This window comes from Paenibacillus sp. FSL R7-0179, assembly GCF_038002265.1.
In the GTDB taxonomy this organism is placed as follows: domain Bacteria; phylum Bacillota; class Bacilli; order Paenibacillales; family Paenibacillaceae; genus Paenibacillus_AQ.
This window is the reverse complement of the sequence record NZ_JBBOCC010000001.1, coordinates 3,047,536-3,071,601: the sequence shown is the minus strand read 5'-3', so window position 1 is coordinate 3,071,601 and position 24,066 is coordinate 3,047,536. Positions and strand designations below refer to the sequence as shown.

Below are 24,066 nucleotides of genomic sequence, written 5' to 3'. Positions count from 1 at the left end.
TAACCCTTTCATTATATAGGCATCTGTCAGGAAAGACGAATCCGCAGAGTATATTCAAGCGGAGTGATGAGCGTTACAATGACTTTCTGGCAGCCTTCGGGATAGCTCATCCCGCGGATATCGGCCAGGTGATGCTCATGACAGCCCTGCTCAAGCTCCATCCAATCCTCCCCGGAGCTGTAGCGCAGCGTCCCGGCGGTCCAGAAGGATGCTCCGTTCATGTCCGGCACCGGGACCAGCCCCGGACTGTCCAGGATACCCTCGCTGCCGAAGAGCAGCACGACCTGGGTCAGCACATCTGCCGGGGACGGTGCTGAGAAGTGCAGATCCCAGCCTGCTTCCCGCTCGCTTACCTTCACGCAGACCCTGCTGGTCTGGTTATGGGTGAGCGGCCGCTCGCTATGAGGCAGCAGATACCACGGGCTGGCAGGCAAGCCGGTGCGCGAAGGCAGCTTATCTGCGGGAATAGTGCCATAGTAGCCCTTATCGGCAGCAGACTCCAGCTGGAATCCGTCCGCTGTCTCCGTAAGTGAATCCATCGTAATCAGACCCGGCCCGAAGCTTGAAGCCAGCTGAACTCCCAACAGCCTTGCCCGGCCATGCCGCAGCGAGAACAGCGAGGAAGCCTCGGTCATCACGCTTACACTGGTCTCTCCGCTGCGCACCCGGGCAACCGGAGCGCCGAATTCTGTATGCTGCTTGCTGTGGCGGACAGGCCCGCCGTAGCCGTCCTGACCGATCCGGCCGATCAGCTCCTGACGCTTGAACGCGCCATCTATTACCTTGCGGTAGCTGTCCGGCAGTTCTCCCGGCGCGACTGAAGCCGCCTGCATCTGCGGATAGAGCAGGAATCCCAGCATAATCTGATTGGGCAGCGAGCCCGGGTGCATCACCGAGCGGCTTGCCAGCTCCGCAAGCGCGGCGAATTCCGGGTCGCGGTCCTGCTCTGCCATCAGCTGATAGCACAGATAGTAGTCAGCCAGCGAGTAGACGCTGCCGAAATCCTGCCGCCCCGAATAATCGGTGACCACCTCACCGTCCGGGTGAACCAGATATTTCATCATCCGCAGATTCAAGCGGACCGGCTCCAGCAGCTCAGGGCGGTTCAGATCCTGCGCGGCGTAATAGAGCATAATGTCACTGACCGTATTGTAGATACCGTTACTCCGCTCCGTCCATTCCCCGTCCGGCGTAATGTCCATCCCCTCCTGAAGCCATTCTCCGGCTCTTGCCTGCAGCTCCTCCAGGCCAAAAATCCGGTACAAAGACCCCAGCGCGGCAGTCAGCACCCAGCGGTGATTGGGGGTATGTACACCCCCGGTCAGCATCGCCGGAATCGTCCGCATAAGGAAGGCTCTAAGCTGATCCGTCACCGGCTGGAGCGGCGGCCAGCTCTGCCGCTCCAGCAGCGTGAGGATATTGGCTAGTCCGACTACCACGAACGCCGTATCCGGCGGGGAATGATAGTTCGTCCAGCCCGGCGAGATCGTGCCGTCCTCATGCTGGAACCGCAGCATGAACGCCATCCCCTCATGCAGCTGCCCCAGCAGCGCCAGATCCCGGTAATACCGGGACTGCGGATTCACCAGCGCTGCCGCCCATGCCGCCAGATACTGGGCCGTGCCGGTATGATTCGGCCAGGCTACGCCGCTCAGCGGATCACGCACACCCCCGAAGTACCGGCTCTCCCGGTCATTAATCTGCAGCTCCATGGATTCCTGTGTCCATTTGTCATTAATGTCCGTTATCTTCTTGAACATCTGTCTGCTCACCCCTTCACAGCCCCGGTCATCACACCCGAGACAAAGTATCTTTGCAACCATGGATAGACGAGTAGAATAGGCACTGTGGCGAACACTACAGTAGCCGCCTTCAGACTCTCCGGCACAACCGTACTGATCGCATTCCCTTCCATTCTCATCATATCGGTGACCTGGCTGTTCTGGATCATATGATAGAGCTTAAGCTGAAGCGGATACAGCTCCGGCTTCGTGATATACATCAGCGTATCCTGGAATCCGTTCCATCTGCCGACGGCATAGAACAGGCTTAGGGTAGCAAGCACCGGCATGGATAATGGCAGAATAATACGGATCAGCGTCCCGAACTGGCTGCTGCCGTCAATCTCAGCGGACTCCTTGAGCGCGTCCGGAATCCCGGCCAGAAAAGAAATCAGGATAATCATATAGAAGGGGCTGATCAGTCCGGGCAGCACCAGCGCCCAGATCGTATTCAGCAGATGCAGCTCCCGTGTCAGAATATACTCCGGAATAATACCGCCGCTGAAGAACATGGTGACGACAATGATGAACATGAAGATTTTACGGCCCTTCAGATCCTTCTTCGACAGGGCATAGCCCGCCGCAACCGTCATCATCATGCACAGCGCTGTGAACAGCACCGTCAGAAATATCGTGAAGGCCAGCGAGCGGATCATCGCGGCATCACCGAACACTTTTTTATACGCCTCAATATTGAAGTCCATAGGGAATAAAGTCACTTTGCCCGAAGCAATCGGGACCGTTCCGCTGAAGGATACAGCGAGAATATGCACGAACGGAATCAGACATGCCAGCACCGATAAGGTCAAGCAGATCACAATCCATGTATCAAACGCCTTGTTAGCTGCTCTTTCATTCATAATGTACACTCCCGATCCAAAGGTTGATTATAGGATGCTCTCGTCTGTTAGCTTCTTGGAAATATAGTTCGCTGCCAGCAGGAATAGAAGTCCGACCACGGCCTGGAACAATCCAACCACCGTAGCCAGCGTATACTGCCCCGATTCCAGACCGATCCGGTAGACGAAGGTACTCAGCACATCCGAGTATTCCATAACCGCAAGGTTACCGATTACGAACGGCCGCTCGAAGCCAATCGAGATCATGTTGCCCAGATTAATGATCAAGAGCGTAACAATCGTCGGCTTGATCCCCGGAATCGTGATATGCAGAATGCGCTTGATTCTCCCGGCCCCATCGACCTCCGCCGCTTCGAACAGCTCTTTATTGATGCCCGCCAGTGCCGCCAGATAGAGAATCGTCCCCCAGCCTGCGCTCTGCCAGACACCGGTCAGCAGGTAAGTGATCAGCCAATAATTTTTGTCAGAGAGAAAAGGAATGGCATCCAGTCCCAAGCTCGTTAACAGGTTGTTAATCATTCCGGACTGCTGGCCAAAGAGCTGATACACAATCCCGCCGATGATTACCCAGGAAATAAAATGCGGAATATACAGAATCGTCTGAGACAGCTTCTTGAACCAGACCACCTTCAGCTCAAACAGCATGATTGCAATAATTAAAGGGGCGGGAAAAGAAACAATCAGATCCAGAACGTTCAGCATCAACGTGTTGCGTAAGGTTATATAAAAGTCCTGATTCGCAAATACCTCGCGGAATCCGTCAAGACCAATCCATTCACTGCCACCGATACCTTTGAAAAAGTTGAAGTCCTTGAACGCAATCTGCACACCATACATTGGACCGTACTTGAAAATAATAAAAAACAGGATGGGTAAGACCAGCAATGCGTACATCTGCCAATTTCTGCGGAAATAACGGGTGTATCCCACAACGATTCCTCCTCCACTGTACCCCTGAGGGTGTAAGGGGAAGCAGCCAAGACCGGCAGCCCTGCCGCTCCCCTCCCTCACGGACCGCTAATTCAATTATTTCTGCTCGCTGTAGGCAGCCTTGCGTTCATCCAGAATAGCCTGTCCGCCGCTCGACATGTAGTCCTTCAGCATACTCTCATAGGTGACTTCGAATTCGCCTGGGGAGACCATTGTAGATTTGACCATCAACTGCTTGATTTTATCGCTAAGAGTCGTACCATATTTGCTCTCCGCCTCAATAGGACGGCTGGTGAACACCGGCTCAATCGGGTTAGTGGTGGAAATCGTCAGTGATTTCGCGATGATGTCCTGATACTGGGTGCGGAAGCTCTTCACAAAGGCTTCATTATTCTTCTCCTGGCTCTCAAAAATCCGTCCGTTCGCGATAATCCCGATATCCCCGCCGCCTGACAGCTTATTGGAGGATTCGACAGACATATCAGGAATAGAGACCGGCACGCCGCCTTCCAGCGTGTAATGCTCGCCTTCAATCCCGTTCTGGATATATTGCAGATGACCATCTGTAGCCATCCAGTCCAGATACTTAATAGCTTCCACCGCATGCTTGCTGGACTTCGGAATCATAATATACATTCCGTTCGGAGCAGATACCGGCTTGGCCGTCTTCCCCTCGCTGTTCGTGAACGGATCAATGGCGCTCAGTACAGCCTTCGGGTTATTCTTCGTCATAACATCGTAAGCACCGTCAGGGTAGAAGATCGCATCGTTATCATCGCTGAATACGCCCACAAGCCCGTTCCCGATATTCTGTGTAAGAGTCTCTTTATTCTCATCCAGGGCAAAATCCTTGCTGATCAGCCCTTCGTTATACAGCTTGTTCATATATTGAATGGCATCCTTGAATCCGGGCAGCAGAATCGGGTAGTCCCGGGAGCTCAGGTTCTGTGTAAGCTCGAAGCGCTCCTGCTCACTGACCGGCTTAATGAAGGACCAGACCAGCGAATCATACTGTGCCGCAGCAATCGTCATGCCCAGCGGAATCACCTTGCCGCCGGTTTCACCCGGATCTTTGGTCTTGAAGGCGGTCAGTGTATTGTACAGCTCCTCTGAGGTAGCCGGAACGGGAAGCCCCAGCTTATCCAGCCAGTCCTGACGGATGAAGGAAGCATATTTACCTACCGTAGAACGTTTGGCGGGAATGCTATACTGAACACCGTCGTATTGACCATAGCGCAGAGTATCCTCGCCAAGGAACTTGGTCAGGTTCTGTCCGTGTTCCTTCAGCAGCGGAGTCAGATCCGTCAACCCGCCTTGCTCGGCATATTTATTGAAGGTACCTGAGTCATAGGTGAAGACGATATCAGGAACATCGGTTCCGCTGGCCATCAGGACATTAAGCTTGGTCACTTCTTCCGAGCGGGGGATAGGGACGAATTCCACATCGATATTGTTCGCCTTGCCGAAATTCTCTTTCACATAATTGGTGAGGAAGTTATCGGATGCCGTAACACCGGCCGGCGCATTGCCACGGTCAAAAATTTCAATCTTCAAGCTGCCGGCTTGTACTGCACCGTTGCCGCTTGCTTCATTGGAATCTTTAGACGAGCATGCAGACATTACCACGGAAGACATAAGAACCGCTGAGAGACCGAGAGCCAACTTTCTTTTACCGTTATCATTTGTCATATTTCCTACCACCTATCCCTTTCGATTTCTGATTTCAATCAGCCTGTTGTCTCTATATGATGCTTACGGCTTGACCATGTGATGAATTATTACATCGTTTGCGGAATTCGACAATATACATGTTTCTTATTGAATTTTCATGAAAAAACCAATGAAATTGCAGCATTTTTCATTTCGGATATACAATTATCGTAGGAATACTTCACGAAAATTGTATGATAAACCAAAATACCTAACTCATATATTACTCATTATGTTATGTAATTATCATTCTCCGCCTCATATCTCCCCCAACAAATAAAAAAAGCGCAAACCCGGAATCAGCGGAAGCCGGATTTACGCAGTGCTTATTCATCTTTAGGAAGCTTCAATTTGCGGTAATCCCCCGGAGTCATACCCGTAATGCGTTTGAAGACCCGTCCGAAGGTAATAGAGTTAGCATATCCAATCTGCAAGGCAATATCCTGAATGCTCTCTGAAGTCGTATCCAGCAGTTCCTTGGCCTTCTTCAGCCGCAGCTCTGCGAGAAAGTCCACGAACTTCATATTGAATTCTTCCTTGAACAGGTAGCTGGCGTATTTCGCAGAGATCTGGAACCGTTCGCTCAGATGATTCAAGGAGAGATCAGGATTGGCATAATGCTCCTCAATATAATGCTTAACCTCGGTAATCATCACCCGGTGGCTCTTCAGCTCATTGACCGACACATAGACATGGTAGGTTTCATTCAACCAGCCAGTCAGCAGCTCCCGGATCTCTTCAAGGTCGGTGCTACCCCGGATGCGTTCCCGCAGACCGCCGGTCCATGCTGCGGCAAGCTGACGGTCGAGCGTCTCCGCTATACCCTTAAGCTCCTGCTCCAGCGCCTGAAGCAGCACTTCCAGCAGCATATAGATCTCTTCGTCCTTCAGGCGGTCCTTGCGGAAGGAATCGAAGATTTCGTCCAGCCGGATTCGCCAGTTCTCGCCCGAGAGGCGGAATTCACGGACAAGCTGGGTGAAGCTCCCGAAGTATTTATAGCTCTGCAGTCTCGAATCGTCCTGCTGATTCATTTGGACTGCAGCAATATCTGTTCCCAGAGCCAGCCTGTGACTCAGCACCTCAGCCGCTGCTGCGTAAGAATTCCGGATCTCCCGCCAGTCCCTGACGACCGTCCCCACTCCGAAGGTCAGAGATACCCGCAGATTATCCATAATCCAGCGGTGGCAGTCTCTTGCCAGCTCCAGCATTGTATCGCTGTTATTCTTCACCGGCTGGAATCTGAGGCCAATAATAATCCCTAACCGCTCCCCGCTGATCCATTCGGCCCAGGCCTGAAGCTGCTTATCTGCCATCAGGTCTCCCAGTACATTGGTTAAGGCGAATTTCAGCAGGTTCTGATCCTGAGCAGGCAGCGCATGCCAGTCCTTCTCCCGGTTAAGCTCGGCTGCGAATACAACGAAGGCTTCGAACTCCCTGGTGCCCTCAAAAGGGTCCAGCGACTCCAGCCGCTCTGCCGCATCCTCCAGCCGCTGCCCGCTGAGGAAATCCTGGAACAGCTCCCGTCGCTGAATGACCAGATTCTCGTAGCGTTCCCGCTCATAGTCGGTAGTGATCTGCACCAGCCGGTCCAGTGCGTTATGCATCAGGGCCAGCTCATCGGAAGCCACGGCAGGCGCGGCATGCTGGGCCGCAGGCTGGAGTCCTTGAATCCGCACCATCAGTTGATGGATGGGCCGGTAATTCCGCCGGGTGATGTAGATGATATACACTACGCCCAGCGCAATCGTGAGCAGCCCGAGAATGAACCAGACGTAGGAGATCACCGAGATCCAGTCGAATAAGCGCCCGGCCCGCAGCCCGCTCTCGAAGGTCCAGCCGAGATCCTTCGCCTCGACCTTCGAGAGCGTTCTGTTATTCCCGCCGTCTGAGGCCGGAGCAGAATCATAGACCGGTGTCCCCGAGACATCCATGATCCGCAGGAAGGACAGGTCTCCACTCGTCAAGCTGTCCACCAGACGCTGTATGCGGTACACACTGACATTAATAACAATATAACCGTCGGAGCCCCATGGAATCGGCAGCCTGCTGGCCAGGCTAATCACCGGCCGTAAGTCCTGAGAGTTCCTGGGCTGAACCATCCGTACAGCTCCCCACCCCTGCTGCTCCTTATTCGCGGAGAGCTGCTGCAAATATTCTGCCTCCAATCCCTGGCCCTGTCCCGGATTCACGTATCCGCTCTGGCCCAGCATCAGCTTGTCCTTGTTACGGTAGACATAGATTGAATCAATGAGGCTGAAGCGTTCAGATAGACGGTTCATACTCTGCACAATTTCATATGAACTGCCTGCCGGTGATTCCGTGCCGGAGGGCGCATCCAGGAAGTCATTATAAGAATAGTTATTTCCGATCTCCTGCAGCACCCCCAGCTCTATATCATTCAAGGTCCGCTCTACCGTATCCGCCACATAGCTGGTGGATATGTAGTTGGCCTTCTCCGTCTCGCTGCGTGACAGCTCCGTAATGACCATGAAGGCCAGGAAGATTAGAACAGTGACTACAAGCAGGAAGACAGGGAAGTATGAGAATAGCATCCGACTATACCAACTGCGCTTCATAGAGCTTCCCCCTTCTTCTTATTCAGACTGCTGCTTACGTGAAATTGAGCTTACCTTGTACAGCAGCAATGCGCCGAGTGCGGCGCTGACCGTACAGGAGAAATACATCAGCCCCGGGCCGCCGGTCTCCAGCAGATACCCGTTCAGCAGATTCCCGGCAATACCGCCAAGACCGACAAATACCATATTGAACAGGCTTTGTCCTGTGGCTTGCAGCTCTTTGCCTGTAATAGAGGCCACATATTCCACAGCTGCAATGTAAAAGAAACCAAACGACATGCCGTGCAGCGTCTGGACACCTATCATAACACCGGGAACAGGAATGAGCCATTGGATCGCCCAGCGGAGCATATAGACAACGGAAGCCAACATTAATGTTTTCTCATAGCCGTACTTCTTCAGGACTCTTGCAGCCACAAGCATTGCCGGAACGCTGGTAATGGAAGCAATCATCAGGGCGATTCCTGACCATGCGAAGCTTCCGCCCGCCATCTGGAAGGTCAGGACAAAGAAGGAGTTGAAGGCCGTTAGCGTCTGGTTCACCAGAAAACAACCGGCGAGAAACAGCAGAAAGACCCGGTTGCCCAGCAGCTGCCTGATTCCGCTGGTGAAGGTTACATGCTGCGTCCGCCGCTCCACATTCACCGGGATGGTAATCACGAGCAGAAGAGCAAGCAGGTTGAAGACCAGGAAGGGAATCCATAGCTCTGTAACTCCCATCCAGTTCAGATACAGTCCGCCGAAGTACCCTCCCAGCGCCGTGCCGATACTGCCGAACAGCCGGATGGTGCCGAACGAGGTACCTGCGGCTGAAGCTGCATTCACTGCATAAGAGTCGGCAATCGGCGTCTGTGTACTCTGAAAAATTGTGTACAAGCTGTATACAAGCACAATAACGACAAGCCATTTTACATTGTAGAGATAGACTATGGTGCCGGGAACAATCAGGGTAAGCATCAGTACCAGTCTTGTCCGTTGATAGCGGTCCACCAGAATTCCCCATAACGGCTGAAACAGAATCGCCAGCAAGGTGCCGAAGGCCATCATCACTCCGATCCTCTGGCTCGTCATGCCTTGATGAACCAGAAGGGAGGTGACATACGGGTTGAAGCTGCCCCCGGCCAGACCTGTGAACAGATACAGCCCGCGCATCTTCAGCAGGACCTCGCTCTCCTTGCTGCCTACAGAGAATCTCATTATACTTGTTCCGCGTCTCATTTTCATACCCTCAATTCTGCCCAGTTCCTGCGTTCAGCCTGCTTCGGGCCGCGGCCGCAGCACCTATCGCTCCCGCCTGATTACCAAGCACCGCCTGCCGGATCAATAAAGATTGCTTGGGTGTATACCGGCTGACCCGCGCTGCCACCTCCTGCACATAGCCAGGGTTCTTCTCCACGACACCTCCGCCCAGAACCACCAGCTCCAGATCGAGCGTAATCGCAATATTCTTGACTGCCGCTGCCATCTGTTCATACGCATGATCCAGCAGCGCAAGTGCGGTCTCATCCTGCTGCTGCGCCGCTGCAAATACATGCTCCGCCCGGACTGTACCGCCCTGGGCCAGCTCCCGGATCAATGAACTGCTGTTATTCCCGTGCAGTCTGGCTGCCGCCTTCGCTCCGATTCCCGTGCCGGATACCTCCATCTCAAACGGGCCGAACTCACTGTACTCCGGATCGGCAGCAGCATGAACGGCTCCCGGCTCAACGATGAGATAGCCGATCTCACCCGCAGCGAAGCTGGCTCCCCGGTAGAGCTGGCCGTTCAGGAACAAGGCGCTGCCCACTCCCGTCCCGACCGTGATCATCATGAAATGCTCAGACCCGGCAGCCGAGCCCGCTGCATACTCGCCCATTGCGGCCATATTCACATCATTGTCGAGCACCACCAGTCCGGGATAATAAGCGGCAATTATCGGACGGATATCCATAGCTCCTGGCCAATTAAGCGCCGGTGCGCTGGTCAGTGTGCCGGTGCGCTCATTCATGACTCCCGGGAACCCGATGCCCACTCCCTTCAGAGAAGCGAGCGTAGTGCCGTTACGCTTGCAGAGCTGCTCCAATTCGGCGAATAACCAGCGGAAGAACACCTCAGGCTCCCGGCTCAGCTGCGTCTCCACCTTGTACTGCTCAAGCACCGTTCCATCTTCATCCGTCAGGCATAGCAGTGTTTTGGTTCCGCCCACATCAATTCCTGCTGTTAACATATTCATCTAGGATTCCCCCGTCATTCTATAAAATATAAGCTTATGCTCCTTAGGCCCGCATCTCACCAAAAGCCAATTGGACCGCGGTCTGCACCGCTCCAAGCACCACATCCCTGTCCCCGTGGCTGGACGCAGCCAGCCGGGGCTTCCGGTGAAGCCCGCTTACCCGGGATTCCAGCTTCTCCAGCAGGATCTCCCCATGGCTGCCCAGTTCGCCTCCAAGGACCACCGTTGTTGGAGCCATCACGGTACAAATACTGCCTATTGCCTCTGCAAGCAGATTGCAGTAGGCCTCGATAATAGCAAGTGCAAGAGGCTCACCTCTGCGCACTTCATTCCATATCTGCTCCGCCGGTCCTCCCGGTATGGACAGCAGATACGCTGTTTCACCTGCACCGGTGTGTTCTTTTGACATCCGGTTAGCCAGCTGCCTTAATCCGTCCGTAGACAGTACATCCTCCAGCCTGCCCGCGCTCAGCATCAGATTGGCTAATTCACCTGCACCGCCGCCAAGCCCCCGGTAGATCTCCCCGTGGATAATGAGGCCGCCCCCGGTTCCTGCGCCGATGGAGAAGTACAGGAGAGAGGCGCTTGCCTCCATCCCCGAAGAGGTATATTCCGCCAGCGCCGCGAGGTTGACATCATTCTCCGTCACAACAGGCACGGGGAGCAGCCGGGCCAGATTAGTCCTTGAGAGCACCCCTTCACACCCGCGCAGCGGGGCAATGAGGTCAGACACGCTGCCATCTGCCGGGTCCACTACGCCTGGAATTCCGAAGGCCGCGGCCCGCAGCTTCTCCCGGGAAATCCCGGAATCCGCAAGCAGTCCCTCAATGCTCTGCACCAGAAAGTCTTGATACACCGCCTCTGTCAGCCCTCTCTCCGGCATAGGCAGCTGCTTGTAATAGCAGATCTCTCCGCTCATATCCGCAAGCGCTATCCGCAGGCTGCTTCCCCCTACCTCAGCCCCCAGGGTATAGAAGCATTTCGGATTGAATTCCACTAGAGTCGCTTTGCGGCCCTGGGTATTCTCCGCTCTGCCGGTCTCTCTGACCAGTCCGCGTTCTATAAGATGAGCAATGGCCGAGGATACCGTAGGCTTGCTTAAGCCGGTATACCGGCTAAGATCCGCTCTGGATTGCGGTCCGCCGCCGATGATCCGGTCCAGAATCAGAAATTCATTCAGATTGCGCATGACCTTGGGGGTCCCCGCCGTTTGAATTTTCACGATTCATACTCCGTTCTATATATAGTTAATTAAGTTTACTAACTTAATGTTTAGTCTAATATACAGTCTTTCGGGCGATTTATCCAGCCCCTATCACCCCATAAAACGCAAAATCCCCGATCCTCCTGCGGACCGGGAATAAGTGCCAGGCTAATTTAGCATTTTCTCCATATGCAGCACTTTGTGGAAGCCGGCCTGCGAGGAGAACAACCGGGTATTCTGCACCTTGAAGGTCCGGAAGCCCACCCGCTCATACAGCTTCTTCGCCAGCGGATTGGTATCGACAACCTCCAGCAGCACCTTACTGCGGTCCGCTTCCCGGGACCACGCGAAGACGGCCTCCAGCAGCCGGGTTCCGACGCCCAGTCCTCTGGCCTGCTCGGACACTACAAGCGGATCGATATGCACTGCATTAGAGGGGGTATTGCCATGAAGCAGGCGGAAGATGCCATAGGCTGCATAGCGCCAAGCGCCGCCGAACAACCCGAAGGTCTGTCTGAGCGAACGGTAACTCAGCGTCATGAAGAAGCCCTTTCCCGTCTCCATACCGGCAAAGCCTACGACCCTTCCCTCATACACCGCATACAGGGCCTTGTCATAATGCAGGCAGCGGCTCAGCACGTCCACAATCTCCTGCTCTTTACGGGAGAAGATCCATATTCCGCTGAATTTCAAGGTGAAAGCCTGATAAAACAGCCTGGCGACCTCGCGTTTCTGTTGCTCATCCAAGCGGTCCACGATCTCTACTTGCAGTGTTGACATACAAATTCCTCCTTATTGTTCCACTCCAGATTCTACCGTCTTGGTGAACGTGCCCTCTTCTCGGTTACCTGCCGTCCCCATGCCCTGTTCCGCTGAAGCCTTGGAGGACTGTAGTAACCAGCAGCTTCGGAGCATCATTCTTCGCAAGATTCCCCTTCTGGATCTCCTGCCAGGCAACGAACAAAAGATTATACATGACCGTGATGATCCAGTGGGCGCTCATTCCGGCATTCAGCAATCCGCGTGCCTGCCAGCCCTCCACCGCTTCCCGCAGCGGCTGCTTGATCCGTGCTTCTTCGGCTACAATATGCGGATTCTCGTCCACTGAGGCTGCAGAGCTGAGAAAAGACACCTTGCCGCCCAAAGGAATCAGCGCCTCGAACACTTCCGTCAGGAATAGCAGCATATCATGGTCCTCTGCGGTAACTCCCCCGAGCGCTTCTTCCACCAGCCCGATCGCATTAAGCGCCAATGCATCCAGCAGCAGCTCCCTGGTAGAGAAATACCGGTGCAGCGTTGCAATGCCGATCCCTGCGTGATCCGCGATCTCCTGCAGCGTAGCCGTCTGCTTGAGCGCCAACAGCTCCGTAGACGCATCCAGAATAGCCTTTCGTTTGGTATCTTTGACACTGGTTTTCATGAATTTAGGCCTGCCTCTGCTGTAGGGTGGGTGTTAGTTTTCAGTGAAATGATATTTTAGTTATTATAATGATATGTTTATCTATCATTTTAATTTATTTTATACCGGGATGTTGGTGGTGTCAAAATTCCAATGCGCGTCGGCTGAAGGTTAACTGTAATTCGTACAACTAAAATGAACAATGTAGCCTTTATATGCGGTTTAATTGCATTTGGTACATCTATTTATAAGTAAATGACCTGAAAGTCTGCTTTCGCCTTATTTTAATTGTACAGAATGCATTTAACTCAGCTTATCCGGGTTCTAGGCTACTTTTAGCTGTACGGAATACAATTAAACTGACTCCTCGAAAAAGAAGGGGAGACGGCAACCTCCCGTCCCCCCCATATTCCTTTTATTTGATCTTGCGAGCACTACTTTCGCCCACATTACCTTACCCCGCACTCCATCCGCAGCACATGGAACGACTTCGGCTCAAGTGTATAAACCATCCGGCTTGCGGTCTCAATCGGCACACGCTTAGGCGCGATATTGCATGGAGCCTCGATCGAATTCACTTCCGTCTCCTCGCCCTGCATCACATAGGCTTCGCCGCTTCCGGTCAAGGACAGCGCAGTCTCCAGCTCCACCTGAATGGTACGGTCTTGCGTGTTCACCAGCTTCACATAGAGGGCCTGCTGCTCCTCATCATAAGATACAGTGTAAGGAATCTCCTCCTGGTCATGTACCGTCTGCAGCACCTTCGTTCCCATCAGCGTACTGTACAGTTGCTGCACATAGTAGCTTGGCGTACCGTAGCTGTTCTCGCCATCGAACCAGATCATGTCCGGCGACCACTGGGCATAGCCGAGTCTGGCGAACAACGGTGCATAAGAGGCCAGCACGACGATGTCAGCATTGCGCTCAAGGCCCGTCAGGAATGCGGCTTCTGCCAGCGCAGCGCCCCAGCTGTTGAAGTGCGGCGAATTCATCCCGTTGCCATAGTGGCCCGCATATTCCCCGGCGAACACCTTGATATCCCGCGGATATTGATCATAGAAATGCACGTTCTCGCACAGCCATTCCGGCTTCACATAATAATGCTCATCGATAGCGTAGACAAAGTTTGGATTGCCCTCAGCCCGCTTCCGGTAATATTCCCAAGCCCGGGTGTAGTTGTCAGAGCTGACATCCGGCCCGGCAGAGCCGATTAGCTGCACAGACGGGTAAGCCGCATGAATCGCCTGCTCGAACAGATCGTATCTGGTGAAAAAGTCCGCATGCTCCGTCTCCCACTGCTCATTGCCGATTCCGATCATCTCCAGACCGAACGGCTCCGGGTGACCCATCTCACTCCGCAGGCGGCCCCACGGTGAATCGACCGGTCCGTTGGCGAATTCCAGCAGGTCCAGCGCATCCTGAATATATTCCTGGAAATCTTCATCATGTACGCCCACATGCTCAGTAGACTGGAACTGGCAGGCCAGCCCCACATTCAGCACCGGAATCGGCCGTGCCCCCAGGTATTCACACAGCAGGAAATACTCATAGAACCCGATCCCCAGGCTCTGATTATAGTGGCTGTACTCGCTCGTGTACTGATTCTCTTCATTATTCCCGTGTAGCGCCCAGCGGCTGCTGTTATTCTTGCGCTGCTCAGCGGCTCCCACACTCCGCTTCCATTGGTAGCGGTTCTCCAGGTTATAGCCCTCAACAATACAACCACCCGGGAAACGCAGGAAGCCCGGCTTCATCTCCTCCAGCAGCCCGACCAGATCCCGGCGGAACAAGCCCAGCACCGCATCGGAGGGAATCATGGAAATGAAGTCGAAGCAGACCGTGCCCGGCTCATCCAGCCGGATGACGAAATCCCCACACGATACAGGCTCACTGCTGCTAAGCTGCGCCGTATAGCGTGTCCATTCACCACTCACCGCTGTCGCGATGACAGCCTGCGCCATAACTGTGCTATTTCGCTCAACGGAAACTTCAATGCCCCCTGCATACCCCTCCGCTCTGGCATAGAAGGATACCTCATACGTAAGTCCCGGCTTCAGAGACACGCCATCATAGGCCTTATTGGTAAAAGCGTTCTGCGTCTCCCCGGCGGTAAACGCCAGGTAATGGGGATTCACCTCATTCTGCGGATGCTCCGTCCCAATCTGAAGCATGGCTCCGCTGGCCTCTGCGGGATAAGCTGTCCAGCCATAAAGACCGTCATAGCTCTCACTATAGCTCCCCCGGTCGCCCTGCGCCTTCATGAACTCGAAGGACCGGTTCTCAAGCATCTCAGCATGCAGCCCGCCGTCCAGCCCATAGTTGATATCCTCGAAGAAGAGCCCAATCATTCCCTTGGAGATCGATACTCCGGGTTTATCTGTAATTTGTATTTTCATTTATAAGACCTCGCTTAGAAAAGAGTAGTTAAACTGTGAAGTTTCCATTACGGGGTAGGCGTGACTCCAGAGAAGTTTTGGACTGCTTATAAATAAGCAATAATCTCAGACGTTATACTGCTGTCGTAGCGGTCAGAAATGCCGAAGTCCATTTTTTTATACGTCCATGCGGCCCGGCCTATCTTGTATTGCTCGAACACCCCATGCACATCCTTGTACCAGTTCACCACGCTCTGCGAAGGAGCCTGCTCAATAACACCATATTCTCCGCAGTACAAATACACGTTCCGCTCGGCAGCGACATCAATCGCGTTCTGAATCAGGCTGGTCATGTACGCTGGACCCATCTCGCTGATCCCATCTGCATGAAGCCCGGAGCCAAAAGCGCCAATAGCCGCCGAAGTGCTGCGGTAGTTCGCAAGGTCCCCCGGATACTCCATGCTGCTCTTAGGCATCTGCTCCACCCAAGCCGCACGCTGGTGTGTGAACAGGAACGGCTCATAGAAGTGGAAGGTGTATACGATATTCTCATCAAAAGGCTGATCCAGCAGCACGAGGGTGTGCACGCTGTTCCACTGGATGCCGCCGATAACGATTTTGGTCTCCGGCGCATGCTTGCGGATCTCCGTAATCGTCCGGTGGGCCAACGCATTCCAGCGGCTGCTGTCCTTCTCCACAATCTCATTGAGCAATTCAAAAGCCACAGTATCCTTATAGCTGGCATACCGGCTGGCAATCGCCTTCCACAGATTCAGGAACCGCTCCTGGAGCGCCGGATCATCGAACAGGGAATTCGCGGCCACGCTGTCGAAGGAGAAGCCCGGTGTCTTATGCAGATCAATAATGAGATTCAGCCCATGAGCAGCACACCAGCGGATGCAATTGTCGATATGCTTGAACCCGGCGTAAGTCTCTGCATTCCCCGTATCCTCTATCACTTCATAATCCACCGGCAGCCGGACATGGTCCAGACCCCAGGAGGCAATCGTCTCGATATCCTTCTCTGTAATGAAGCTATCATAATGGGAATGCTGATACGGACACTGGGACAGCCAGCCTCCGAGATTCACCCCTCTGGTATAACCAATCCATTCTTTCATCTCGATCATCCTCTCAGGCCTCAGCCTTCATTGTATACTCACCTTGCTTACCTGCCTTAAGCATAGATAAACCCTGGCCCCAGAACAATTACACATCGTGCGTAAGTACTAACTTATTGTGCAATCGATGATTGCAAGACAGCCTGTTTGCTTCTACAATAGATCTATCTGCTATGCGGGAGGCTCCTATGAACATACACAACATCGGCTATAATCACAGCCATGACGCGGATTTTATTATCAACAGGCCTCAAGGGTCAGGAGACTATATGCTGCTGTTGCTGAAGACGCCGGCCATCTTTACTTTGGAGGGAAAGAGCCGGGTGACAGGTCCGGACTCCTTCATCCTGTACAGTGAGCATACGCCTCAGTTCTACCGGGCATACGGGTCACAGTTCACCAATGACTGGTTCCATTTCCGGCTGGACAAGCCGGGGGATGAAGCGCTGCTGGACCGGCTGGCGATCCCCAGGGATGAAGTGATCCCGATTGGCGACCTGAACGAGCTGTCGATCATCATTAACCATTTGTGCTATGAAGCGTATTCCGGAAATCCGCATAAGGACGAGACGATTGAATTATATCTGCGGCTATTCTTCATTAAGCTCAGCAACCGGATTCATTCGACCCAGAGAGAAGTCGGCAACACACACTACAACAAGATGTCCATTATCCGCACCAAAATCTACAATCAGCCCTTCCTCAACTGGACGATCGATGGATTATCCCACGAGCTGACCATGAGCCGTTCCTGCTTCCAGCACCTGTATAAAGACTACTTCGGTGTAAGCCCGATGGCCGACGTCATTGCCAGCCGGATCGAACATGCCAAGTACCTGCTCGCCACCACAGATATCTCCGTCAAAAAGACCGCCGAAATGAGCGGCTACGCCAGCGAGATTCACTTCATGCGCCAGTTCAAGCAGCAGACGGGGCAGACGCCCACCCAGTACAGGGAGCACAAAATAAAGCCAGACCGCTTGTGAGCAGTCTGGCTTTATTTTTAATCATATTTAAATCTTATACAACGTAACTTCATAGTCTGCAAAAACCTTCCCAATCATCTCCTCTACCAAACTCCACTCCCCGTTCGCCAGTCCGCAGCCAATGTTGTACGGGAGCGCGACAGACAGCCCCCTCGCCTGTGCTTCTGTCTTCAGTGTAGTTAATGCTCGCTCCAGCGCACCATAATCGGTGTACCGGGTTTTGCTCCTTCCATAGTTAAGCTGGCCGAACAGATTCGCCGTGTGCTTCTCGCCCGTCTGCACCAGCTGGCAGTGTCCGAGCAACCCGTCAGGCGTGTGCTGGTCACAGTATTTTTTATACTCAGGATATAAGTTCGGATAACGGTCCCGCAGGATCTTCGCAATCCCCGACCCCATCACTCCCTGACAATTCACCTGATGTCCCAGAATATCTTCACTGGCTTCTAATAGATCGCCGTTTACGAGTTGGATGGTCATGGTTTTCTCCTTGTTGTGGTTTGGGTGTTTGATGAGGAACCCACGTAGCCATATAGCATTCCTCCTGAGAATAACTATACTCCGATAGCATGTACTTTCAAGTTTGGTATCTTATGAACCTGCACATTGTATGTTGTTTTCCGCATACATTTACTGCGATGATTCGGCCCGCGGGCTTCACAGAACCTAAAAGGTGGGAGAAGAGGATTGCGGTTTTATCCCGGCACAAGGCGGTGAAATCGTAAACAAAAAAGACTGCGCCAGAATTGGCAGCAGTCATTTCATTAGAACCGATTGTGGTATTCCCTCTAGGGGTGAATATAAGAATTTATTTCAAGCTCTGCCGGCGATAGCCCTGGAGTGACCGCAGTGACCTTAATCGTTCCGGGGACTGCTCCGGCCCGGATATAGGCCAGCAGCTTACCGTTATGGGTATTTCGTGTATGGGAACGGTAAGGCTCCAGATCCTGCACATTTCCATTCTCTAGTCCCAGAAATTCACCCGCTCCCTCTACGGTCACCGTGACAGGAACCTCCGCGCCATAGACCCCAATGCCCGCCGCATCCACAATTTCGAACTCCACATGGACGATATCACGCAGGTTCGCCCGCAGCTGCAGGGTATCGGCTGTCAGCCTGAGCTGCTCAGGCGCTGCCGCCGTGTGCAGCTCCCGCTTGACTGTTCGGCCCTGTTCGTCTGTCCCCGTTAAAAGCAGCGTCCCCGGTTCAAAGTTCACCTCCCAGCTCAGCAGCAGCTCCCCGCTCTCATCAGGACTTCCTCCCCCCAGCAGCTTGCCATTGAGGTACAGTTCCGCAGCAGCAAGATTGGTATACCCGTCTACGATCAACCGCTCGCCCGGCTCCCAGTTCCAGCTTGGCCCGCCGCCTGACCGGCCACCGGTGTCAGATATTCCCGGTTCACCTGCTCTGCGGACGGCGAGATAAGCCATCGGCGTATCGCTCCACAGGCTCTGGCGGTAATAATAGCTTGGTTTCGGGAAGCCGGCAAGGTCTATGAATCCTGCCTGCGAGGCCCGGATCGGCCAGCCATGCGCTTCGCCCAGATAGTCGATTCCGGTCCATATAAACTGTGCGCAGATATCGGTGTTATCGCGGACCGCCAGCCACTCCTGCAGCCCCGGAGAATTCTCGCTGCCGTAGAGCACACGATCCGGATAAGAGCTCCGATCCTTTTCATATAAAGACTCCCTGTAGTTATAGCCAACCACATCGAGTGTATCGGAATAACCGATCAGGTTAGCTAGTTCGGGATAAGCCAGCGCTGCCGTTACTGGCCGTGTCTTGTCACAGGCCTTCACTGCCTGCACCAGCTTTCCGGCTATGACAGTAAGACGTTCAGCATTCGGCTTGTTCGGATCATATACACGTTCTGCAGCAGGCTTGTTGGCATCATTGTTGCCGGTCATTGTCTGGAAGGAAGGGTGACAGTAAGGATCATTAGGATAGTCTACCTCATTGCCAATACTCCACAGAATAATAGAAGGATGGTTTCGGTCGCGCAGCACCATCTCTTGAATATCCGTAATGCCCCATTCCGGGAAATCCTCATAATAACCGAAGTGCTTTGGAGGATAGACATTATGTCCGGTAGACCACTTGTTCTTGACACCCTCCCATTCATCAAAAGCTTCGTCCATCACCATAAATCCCATTTGATCGCATAAATCCAGGAGAACCGGAGCCGGCGGGTTATGGCTCATACGGATGGCATTGCAGCCCATGTCCTTAAGGTAGCGCAGCCGCCGGACCCAGACATCGCCAGGAACGGCAGCGCCGAGGCACCCGGCGTCATGATGCACACAGACTCCCTTGATCTTAAGAGACTTTCCATTCAGCTTGAACCCATCCGCCGGATCGAAGTGAATGCTCCGGAGACCGACGGGAGTGCGGACCTCATCAACCGTTGCACCCTTCCAGATTATTTCTGTAAGGAGTGTATACATGTTGGGAGCTTCCGGCGACCAGAGCTTCGGTTCCTTCACTTGAATGACTTGTTGACTGCATTCCGTACCGCCCGCCGCCGGCAGCAGCTCAAATGAGGTTCCCGCATCGATGCCCTCCTCATCCACAAGAGTATGACGTACACCAATCTCTGCCGGTTCCCCTGTTTCGTTCAGAATTCGGGTCTCTACCTGCAGCTCCGCCCCATCCCGGCCAATCTCAGCTGCCCATGCAAAAACACCGTACTCTGCAACATGAATGTCATGCGTAAAGGTCAGATATACATCGCGGTAGATACCCGAACCGGTGTACCAGCGGGAGTCTGCTGTCTCCGCATGGTTCACTTTTACCGCAATGGTATTCACGGCTCCTCCATACACCAGCAGATCCGTGATTTCATAAGTGAACGTGCTATAACCATAAGGACGTTTGCCTAAATAATAGCTGTTTACCCAGACCTGTGAATGGTTGTAGACGCCCTCAAAGGTAAGGTACGCACGTTTCCCCTCCAGCCGGTCCGGCAACACAATATGCTTACGGTACCAGCCGGTTCCGCCGGGCAGATATCCGCTGCCGCTGGAATAATCTCTGGAGAAATCAGCCTCGACGGCCCAGTCATGAGGAAGTGTGACCTCACGCCAATCGTTGTCGTCATATCCCTTGTACCATGCCTGGGGTATATCCCCGCGATGGAAACACCACTCCGCATTAAGCCATAGCTTGCTTCTGGACTCGTTCATGCGCTTCTCCTTAAATTTTTTAGTTCAATCTATATAGCCGTTTATTGCGCAGCTTCCATTTTTTGCTTGAATGCATCCAGCTGCTTCTGCAATTCCGCCTTGACCTTATCGTATCCGGCAGTCTTGATTTTGGCTCTGAACTCCTCCACTGCTTTGGCTGGATCGCTTACCTTCCCGAAGTTGATAGCCGGCCCAAGCTCCCCGGCCACCTGCGAGATTGCAGTCAATTCACTCTCTACAGGCGTTTTGTCGAAGACAAACTGGCCGTAAGGATACGGAATTTTGATTTTGTCGTATTCGTCATAGAGGGTGCCGATTTCACTCCACACCGTTTCGCTTGGGATTTCAAATTTATCCACCCGGCCGCCCCAGAAATCTGCATAGAAGCTGTCAGAGGCTTCGTTGTAGTTGGCCGGCAGTGTTCTTTTTCCATCCTTGATCTCATATTGCACGCCTTCGATACCATAGTTGATCAGATGATAGATTTCCTCGTTGTTGCGGATCAAATCATACGCCATCAGCGCCCGCTCCGGATTTTTGCTATGCGCGCCCAGGGAGGTACCGCCGTGTGTAATCGACAGCTCCATGAGATTCTTCCCGCCCGTCCGGTTGAACGGGAACATCTGCAGCTCAGAGCCTGGCTGGGCTTTGTCCATCTCTACACGCAGCGTGGAGAAGGTTTGAGTGTGATGCTGATCCAGACCGGATAACCCGGCTTTGAGGGCTATACGGTTGTCATTTTTGTTATTGAGCGCATCCTCGCGCCAGAATCCTTTGTCGGCCCATTCCTTCATCAGCTTGGCATAATTCAGGAAGAGATCGCTGAAGATGGGCTCAGCTACGGTATATTTCTCATCGTTCGATTGCGCTGTAAATACCGGCATGTAGCCTGTAGAGATCGGGAGGTCCAGGTTATCCGTATAGGACTGAATATAGCCGCCCCAGGTCACCGCACCGGAAGCCATATCCCATGGAATGACATCCGGCTTGTTGTCCTTGATATATTGCAGATACTGGCCGATTTCTTCCCAATTCTTGATCGGCTCGCTCAGCCCGGCTTCCTTGGCCCAGTCGCCGCGGTAGAAGAATCCATGATTGACCCATTGCGTGTAATCGTTCTCAGGAATCAGCACAATTTTGCCGTTGTAACGGCTCTCGTTCCAATCCTCCTCCGGGATGGATTTCCAGGTTTCCGGTGCATACTTGGGCAGCAGCTCATCCATATTCATGAAGGCTCCGCGCTGTGCATTAGCCCAAGTATCGAGCCAATCCGTTCCGATGGTGATCAGATCAACTGCCTCCCCGGAGGCCAGCAGCAGGTTGTATTTGGTCTGCCAATCGGCCCATTCGACCCATTTCCATTCCAGCTCGGCATTGATTTTTTCCTTCATAATTTCATTGACCTTGGCCAGCACCTTTTCGAATTGCCCATTCTTCGGCTTATCGCCCAGGACCACATAACTGACCTTTACGAACTTGGAGGTGTCCGGCGCCGAGCTGTCTTGCTTTCCAGCGTTATTCGTCGTCTTAGCCCCATTGTTAGCCGCATTATTCCCGCCACCACAGGCGGCCAGTGTAAACAGTAAGAGGAACGTCAACAAAATCCCTGATGCTTTTTTGATCCCCATTCTTGTAGAACCTCCCTGTATTTAATGTACTCTATGTGAGAAGGCTTGATGGCCTTGGCACATCGTTGCAGTGGAATTGAAGGGTCTGGAAGATCAGCCCTTTACGGCCCCTACGGTGATACCCTTAATGAAGTAGCGCTGTACGAACGGGTAGAACAAAATGACAGGACCCGTGGCAACTACGGCTGTCGCCATCTTCATGGACTCGAGTGGCACATCGCGAAGCTGCACATTCGAGGCGGCAGCGGAATTGCGGACAAAATCAGCGCTGGTGATCACGTTATACAGAAAAAGCTGCAAGGTGCGATATTTCATATCCGGCGACAGAAACAGCATGGAGTTATACCATTCGTTCCAATACCCCAAGGCGATGAACAGCCCGATTGTGGCCAGGGCGGGCGTGGTCATGGGCAGAATCAGCCGGAGGAAAATCGTAAAGTCGCCTGCCCCGTCGATCTTCGCCGATTCCGTAATGGCATGAGGAATAGAGCGGACGAAGCTTTTCATCATAATGATCAGGAACGGACTTAGCAGACCAGGAAGCAGAACCGCCAGATAGTTATCTTTTAAATGGAGATACTGGGTAATTAACAGGTAGAACGGCACCAGACCTCCAGAGAACAGTGTAGTGAAGTAGATAAAGAAAGAGATCTTGTTGCGGTACATAAAGTCCGGCCGCTGCAGCGCATATCCCGTCATAGCTACCAGCAGCAGGCCAAGCGCCGTACCCACAATCGTCATAACTATGGTTACTATATACGATCCGATGATCAGATCGGGATTCTCAAATACAATTTTATAAGCGAACGTACTGAATTCTTTGGGCCAGAAGTTGAAGCCGGAGAGCTTAATGGCCGATTCGGAGGTGAAGGAGGTCCCCAGCACCAGCAAGAACGGCAACAGGCAGCAGAGGGCGAAGAAGCCGATAAACAGATATCCAATCCACCGGACGACAAGTCCGCTGGCGTCGGTTTTTTTGTGTGCGCTTACAAAAGTCTCATCCATGGGCAAGTCCTCCTAAAAAAGTGAATTGTCAGGCGATACCTTTTTGACCAGCCAGTTAGCAGTTAGCACAACGATGAATCCGAACAAGGATTGATACAGGCTGACCGCACTGCCCATCGAGAAGTTGAAGTTGGTCATCAGCGAGCGGAACACATAGGTCTCGATAATATCCGTAGAGGCGTATAACGCTGTGTTGTTAGCCCCCACCAGATTGAAGAATAATCCGAAGTTCCCCTTAAGGATTCCGCCAAGCGAGAACAGCAGCAGAATGATGAAGGTCGGTTTGAGCCAAGGCAGTACGATATACCGGATACGCTGAAAAGCATTGGCTCCGTCGATCTCCGAAGCCTCCACAATCTCACTGTCCAGCCCCATAATGGCGGCAAAATACACAATGGAGCCATATCCGGTGCTCTGCCATAAATACGTGATAACAATGATAAACGGCCACGCCCCCGGACTCGAGTAAGCCTTCACCGGATCCAATCCCAAGGAGTGCAGGACCGAGTTCAAAATGCCATAATCATAACTCAGAATGTTGTAGGCGATGAGGCCGATCAGAACGGCGGATACGAAATACGGCAGGAACATCATGGTCTGGGATACTTTCTTAAACCATTTGGACCGCATCTCGTTCAGCAGCACAGCGACCGTAATCTGAAGCATGTTGCCAAGGAGGATAAACGCGATGTTATAAGCGATGGTATTGAACGTCAGGCGCCACAGATCACCCGTCATGACAAGGAACCGGAAATTCTCCAGCCCGGCAAAGGCGCTTCCGAAGATGCCGTCAGAATAGTTGTACTTGATGAACGCCAGATACAGCCCAGGCATAGGCATATAGGAAAAGATAAGAAAAAACGCTACAGCCGGAAAGCACATCAGCAGCAATGTCTTGTTGTTCTTAAAACGTTTCCAGCGGCCGCGCTTGGGTTTGGTATACCTCTTCTCTGTCAATTGGGCAGGTGAAGCAGTGGACATAAGACCCCTCCTTAATTGATTAGATAGCAGCTACCGGCTGTTAAATTTATGAAACCCATTTCACAAGAAAATAAAAAAATGAAACCTGTTCTTCATCCTGTCTCTCTTCTTCTCGCAAA

Annotated in this window: 18 protein-coding genes; 1 reads left to right on the top strand and 17 read right to left on the bottom strand. The window is 52.9% G+C overall.

Translation table 11 applies throughout. From position 1 onward, the window contains the following. Positions 1-26: 26 nt before the first annotated feature. The 12 genes from MKX63_RS13635 to MKX63_RS13580 form a co-directional block, all read right to left on the bottom strand. Positions 27-1,760: a hypothetical protein gene (locus MKX63_RS13635; RefSeq protein ID WP_341017682.1), complete on the bottom strand. Its 1,734-nt coding sequence runs from the start codon at positions 1,758-1,760 to the stop codon at positions 27-29. An 8-nt stretch (positions 1,761-1,768) separates the two neighbouring features. Next, complete coding sequence (locus MKX63_RS13630) at positions 1,769-2,641, bottom strand: carbohydrate ABC transporter permease (protein ID WP_340752433.1); 873 nt, start codon at positions 2,639-2,641, stop codon at positions 1,769-1,771. Between the two features lie 27 nt (positions 2,642-2,668). Further along, positions 2,669-3,535: an ABC transporter permease gene (locus MKX63_RS13625; RefSeq protein WP_341018635.1), complete on the bottom strand. Its 867-nt coding sequence runs from the start codon at positions 3,533-3,535 to the stop codon at positions 2,669-2,671. A 132-nt stretch (positions 3,536-3,667) separates the two neighbouring features. Next, positions 3,668-5,260: an extracellular solute-binding protein gene (locus MKX63_RS13620; protein ID WP_341017681.1), complete on the bottom strand. Its 1,593-nt coding sequence runs from the start codon at positions 5,258-5,260 to the stop codon at positions 3,668-3,670. Between the two features lie 347 nt (positions 5,261-5,607). Beyond that, a complete protein-coding gene (locus tag MKX63_RS13615; RefSeq protein WP_341017680.1) occupies positions 5,608-7,857 on the bottom strand; it encodes a helix-turn-helix domain-containing protein in 2,250 nt (749 codons plus the stop codon). Between the two features lie 18 nt (positions 7,858-7,875). Beyond that, on the bottom strand, positions 7,876-9,075 hold the full coding sequence (locus tag MKX63_RS13610; protein ID WP_341017679.1) for an MFS transporter: 1,200 nt from the start codon (positions 9,073-9,075) through the stop codon (positions 7,876-7,878). Positions 9,076-9,085: 10 nt separating this feature from the next. Next, positions 9,086-10,069: an ROK family protein gene (locus MKX63_RS13605; RefSeq protein ID WP_341017678.1), complete on the bottom strand. Its 984-nt coding sequence runs from the start codon at positions 10,067-10,069 to the stop codon at positions 9,086-9,088. 43 nt (positions 10,070-10,112) lie between these two features. Next, positions 10,113-11,291: an ROK family transcriptional regulator gene (locus tag MKX63_RS13600; RefSeq protein ID WP_341017677.1), complete on the bottom strand. Its 1,179-nt coding sequence runs from the start codon at positions 11,289-11,291 to the stop codon at positions 10,113-10,115. 150 nt (positions 11,292-11,441) lie between these two features. Then, positions 11,442-12,053 (bottom strand): GNAT family N-acetyltransferase, encoded by a 612-nt coding sequence (locus MKX63_RS13595; protein ID WP_341017676.1) that lies wholly within the window; start codon positions 12,051-12,053, stop codon positions 11,442-11,444. Positions 12,054-12,117: 64 nt separating this feature from the next. After that, a complete protein-coding gene (locus MKX63_RS13590; protein WP_341017675.1) occupies positions 12,118-12,693 on the bottom strand; it encodes a TetR/AcrR family transcriptional regulator in 576 nt (191 codons plus the stop codon). A gap of 428 nt (positions 12,694-13,121) precedes the next feature. Continuing rightward, positions 13,122-15,068, bottom strand: a complete 1,947-nt coding sequence (locus MKX63_RS13585) for an alpha-L-arabinofuranosidase C-terminal domain-containing protein (protein WP_341017674.1) — start codon at positions 15,066-15,068, stop codon at positions 13,122-13,124. Between the two features lie 86 nt (positions 15,069-15,154). Beyond that, positions 15,155-16,168 (bottom strand): glycoside hydrolase family 5 protein, encoded by a 1,014-nt coding sequence (locus tag MKX63_RS13580; protein WP_341017673.1) that lies wholly within the window; start codon positions 16,166-16,168, stop codon positions 15,155-15,157. Positions 16,169-16,356: 188 nt separating this feature from the next. Here MKX63_RS13580 and MKX63_RS13575 point away from each other — a divergent pair, with 188 nt between their 5' ends. Next, positions 16,357-17,154: a helix-turn-helix transcriptional regulator gene (locus tag MKX63_RS13575; protein ID WP_341017672.1), complete on the top strand. Its 798-nt coding sequence runs from the start codon at positions 16,357-16,359 to the stop codon at positions 17,152-17,154. Positions 17,155-17,181: 27 nt separating this feature from the next. Here MKX63_RS13575 and MKX63_RS13570 read toward each other — a convergent pair whose 3' ends face one another. The 5 genes from MKX63_RS13570 to MKX63_RS13550 form a co-directional block, all read right to left on the bottom strand. Next, the gene (locus MKX63_RS13570) at positions 17,182-17,631 is read right to left on the bottom strand and encodes a macro domain-containing protein (RefSeq protein WP_341017671.1); all 450 of its coding nucleotides are present in this window, start codon (positions 17,629-17,631) and stop codon (positions 17,182-17,184) included. 308 nt (positions 17,632-17,939) lie between these two features. After that, on the bottom strand, positions 17,940-20,333 hold the full coding sequence (locus MKX63_RS13565) for a glycoside hydrolase family 2 TIM barrel-domain containing protein (RefSeq protein ID WP_341017670.1): 2,394 nt from the start codon (positions 20,331-20,333) through the stop codon (positions 17,940-17,942). A 41-nt stretch (positions 20,334-20,374) separates the two neighbouring features. Continuing rightward, positions 20,375-21,961 carry a DUF3502 domain-containing protein gene (locus MKX63_RS13560; RefSeq protein ID WP_341017669.1) on the bottom strand — a complete coding sequence of 529 codons (1,587 nt, stop codon included), beginning with the start codon at positions 21,959-21,961 and terminating at the stop codon, positions 20,375-20,377. 93 nt (positions 21,962-22,054) lie between these two features. Beyond that, a complete protein-coding gene (locus MKX63_RS13555; RefSeq protein WP_341017668.1) occupies positions 22,055-22,966 on the bottom strand; it encodes a carbohydrate ABC transporter permease in 912 nt (303 codons plus the stop codon). A 12-nt stretch (positions 22,967-22,978) separates the two neighbouring features. Beyond that, complete coding sequence (locus MKX63_RS13550; protein WP_445323500.1) at positions 22,979-23,947, bottom strand: ABC transporter permease; 969 nt, start codon at positions 23,945-23,947, stop codon at positions 22,979-22,981. Between the last annotated feature and the right edge of the window lie 119 nt (positions 23,948-24,066).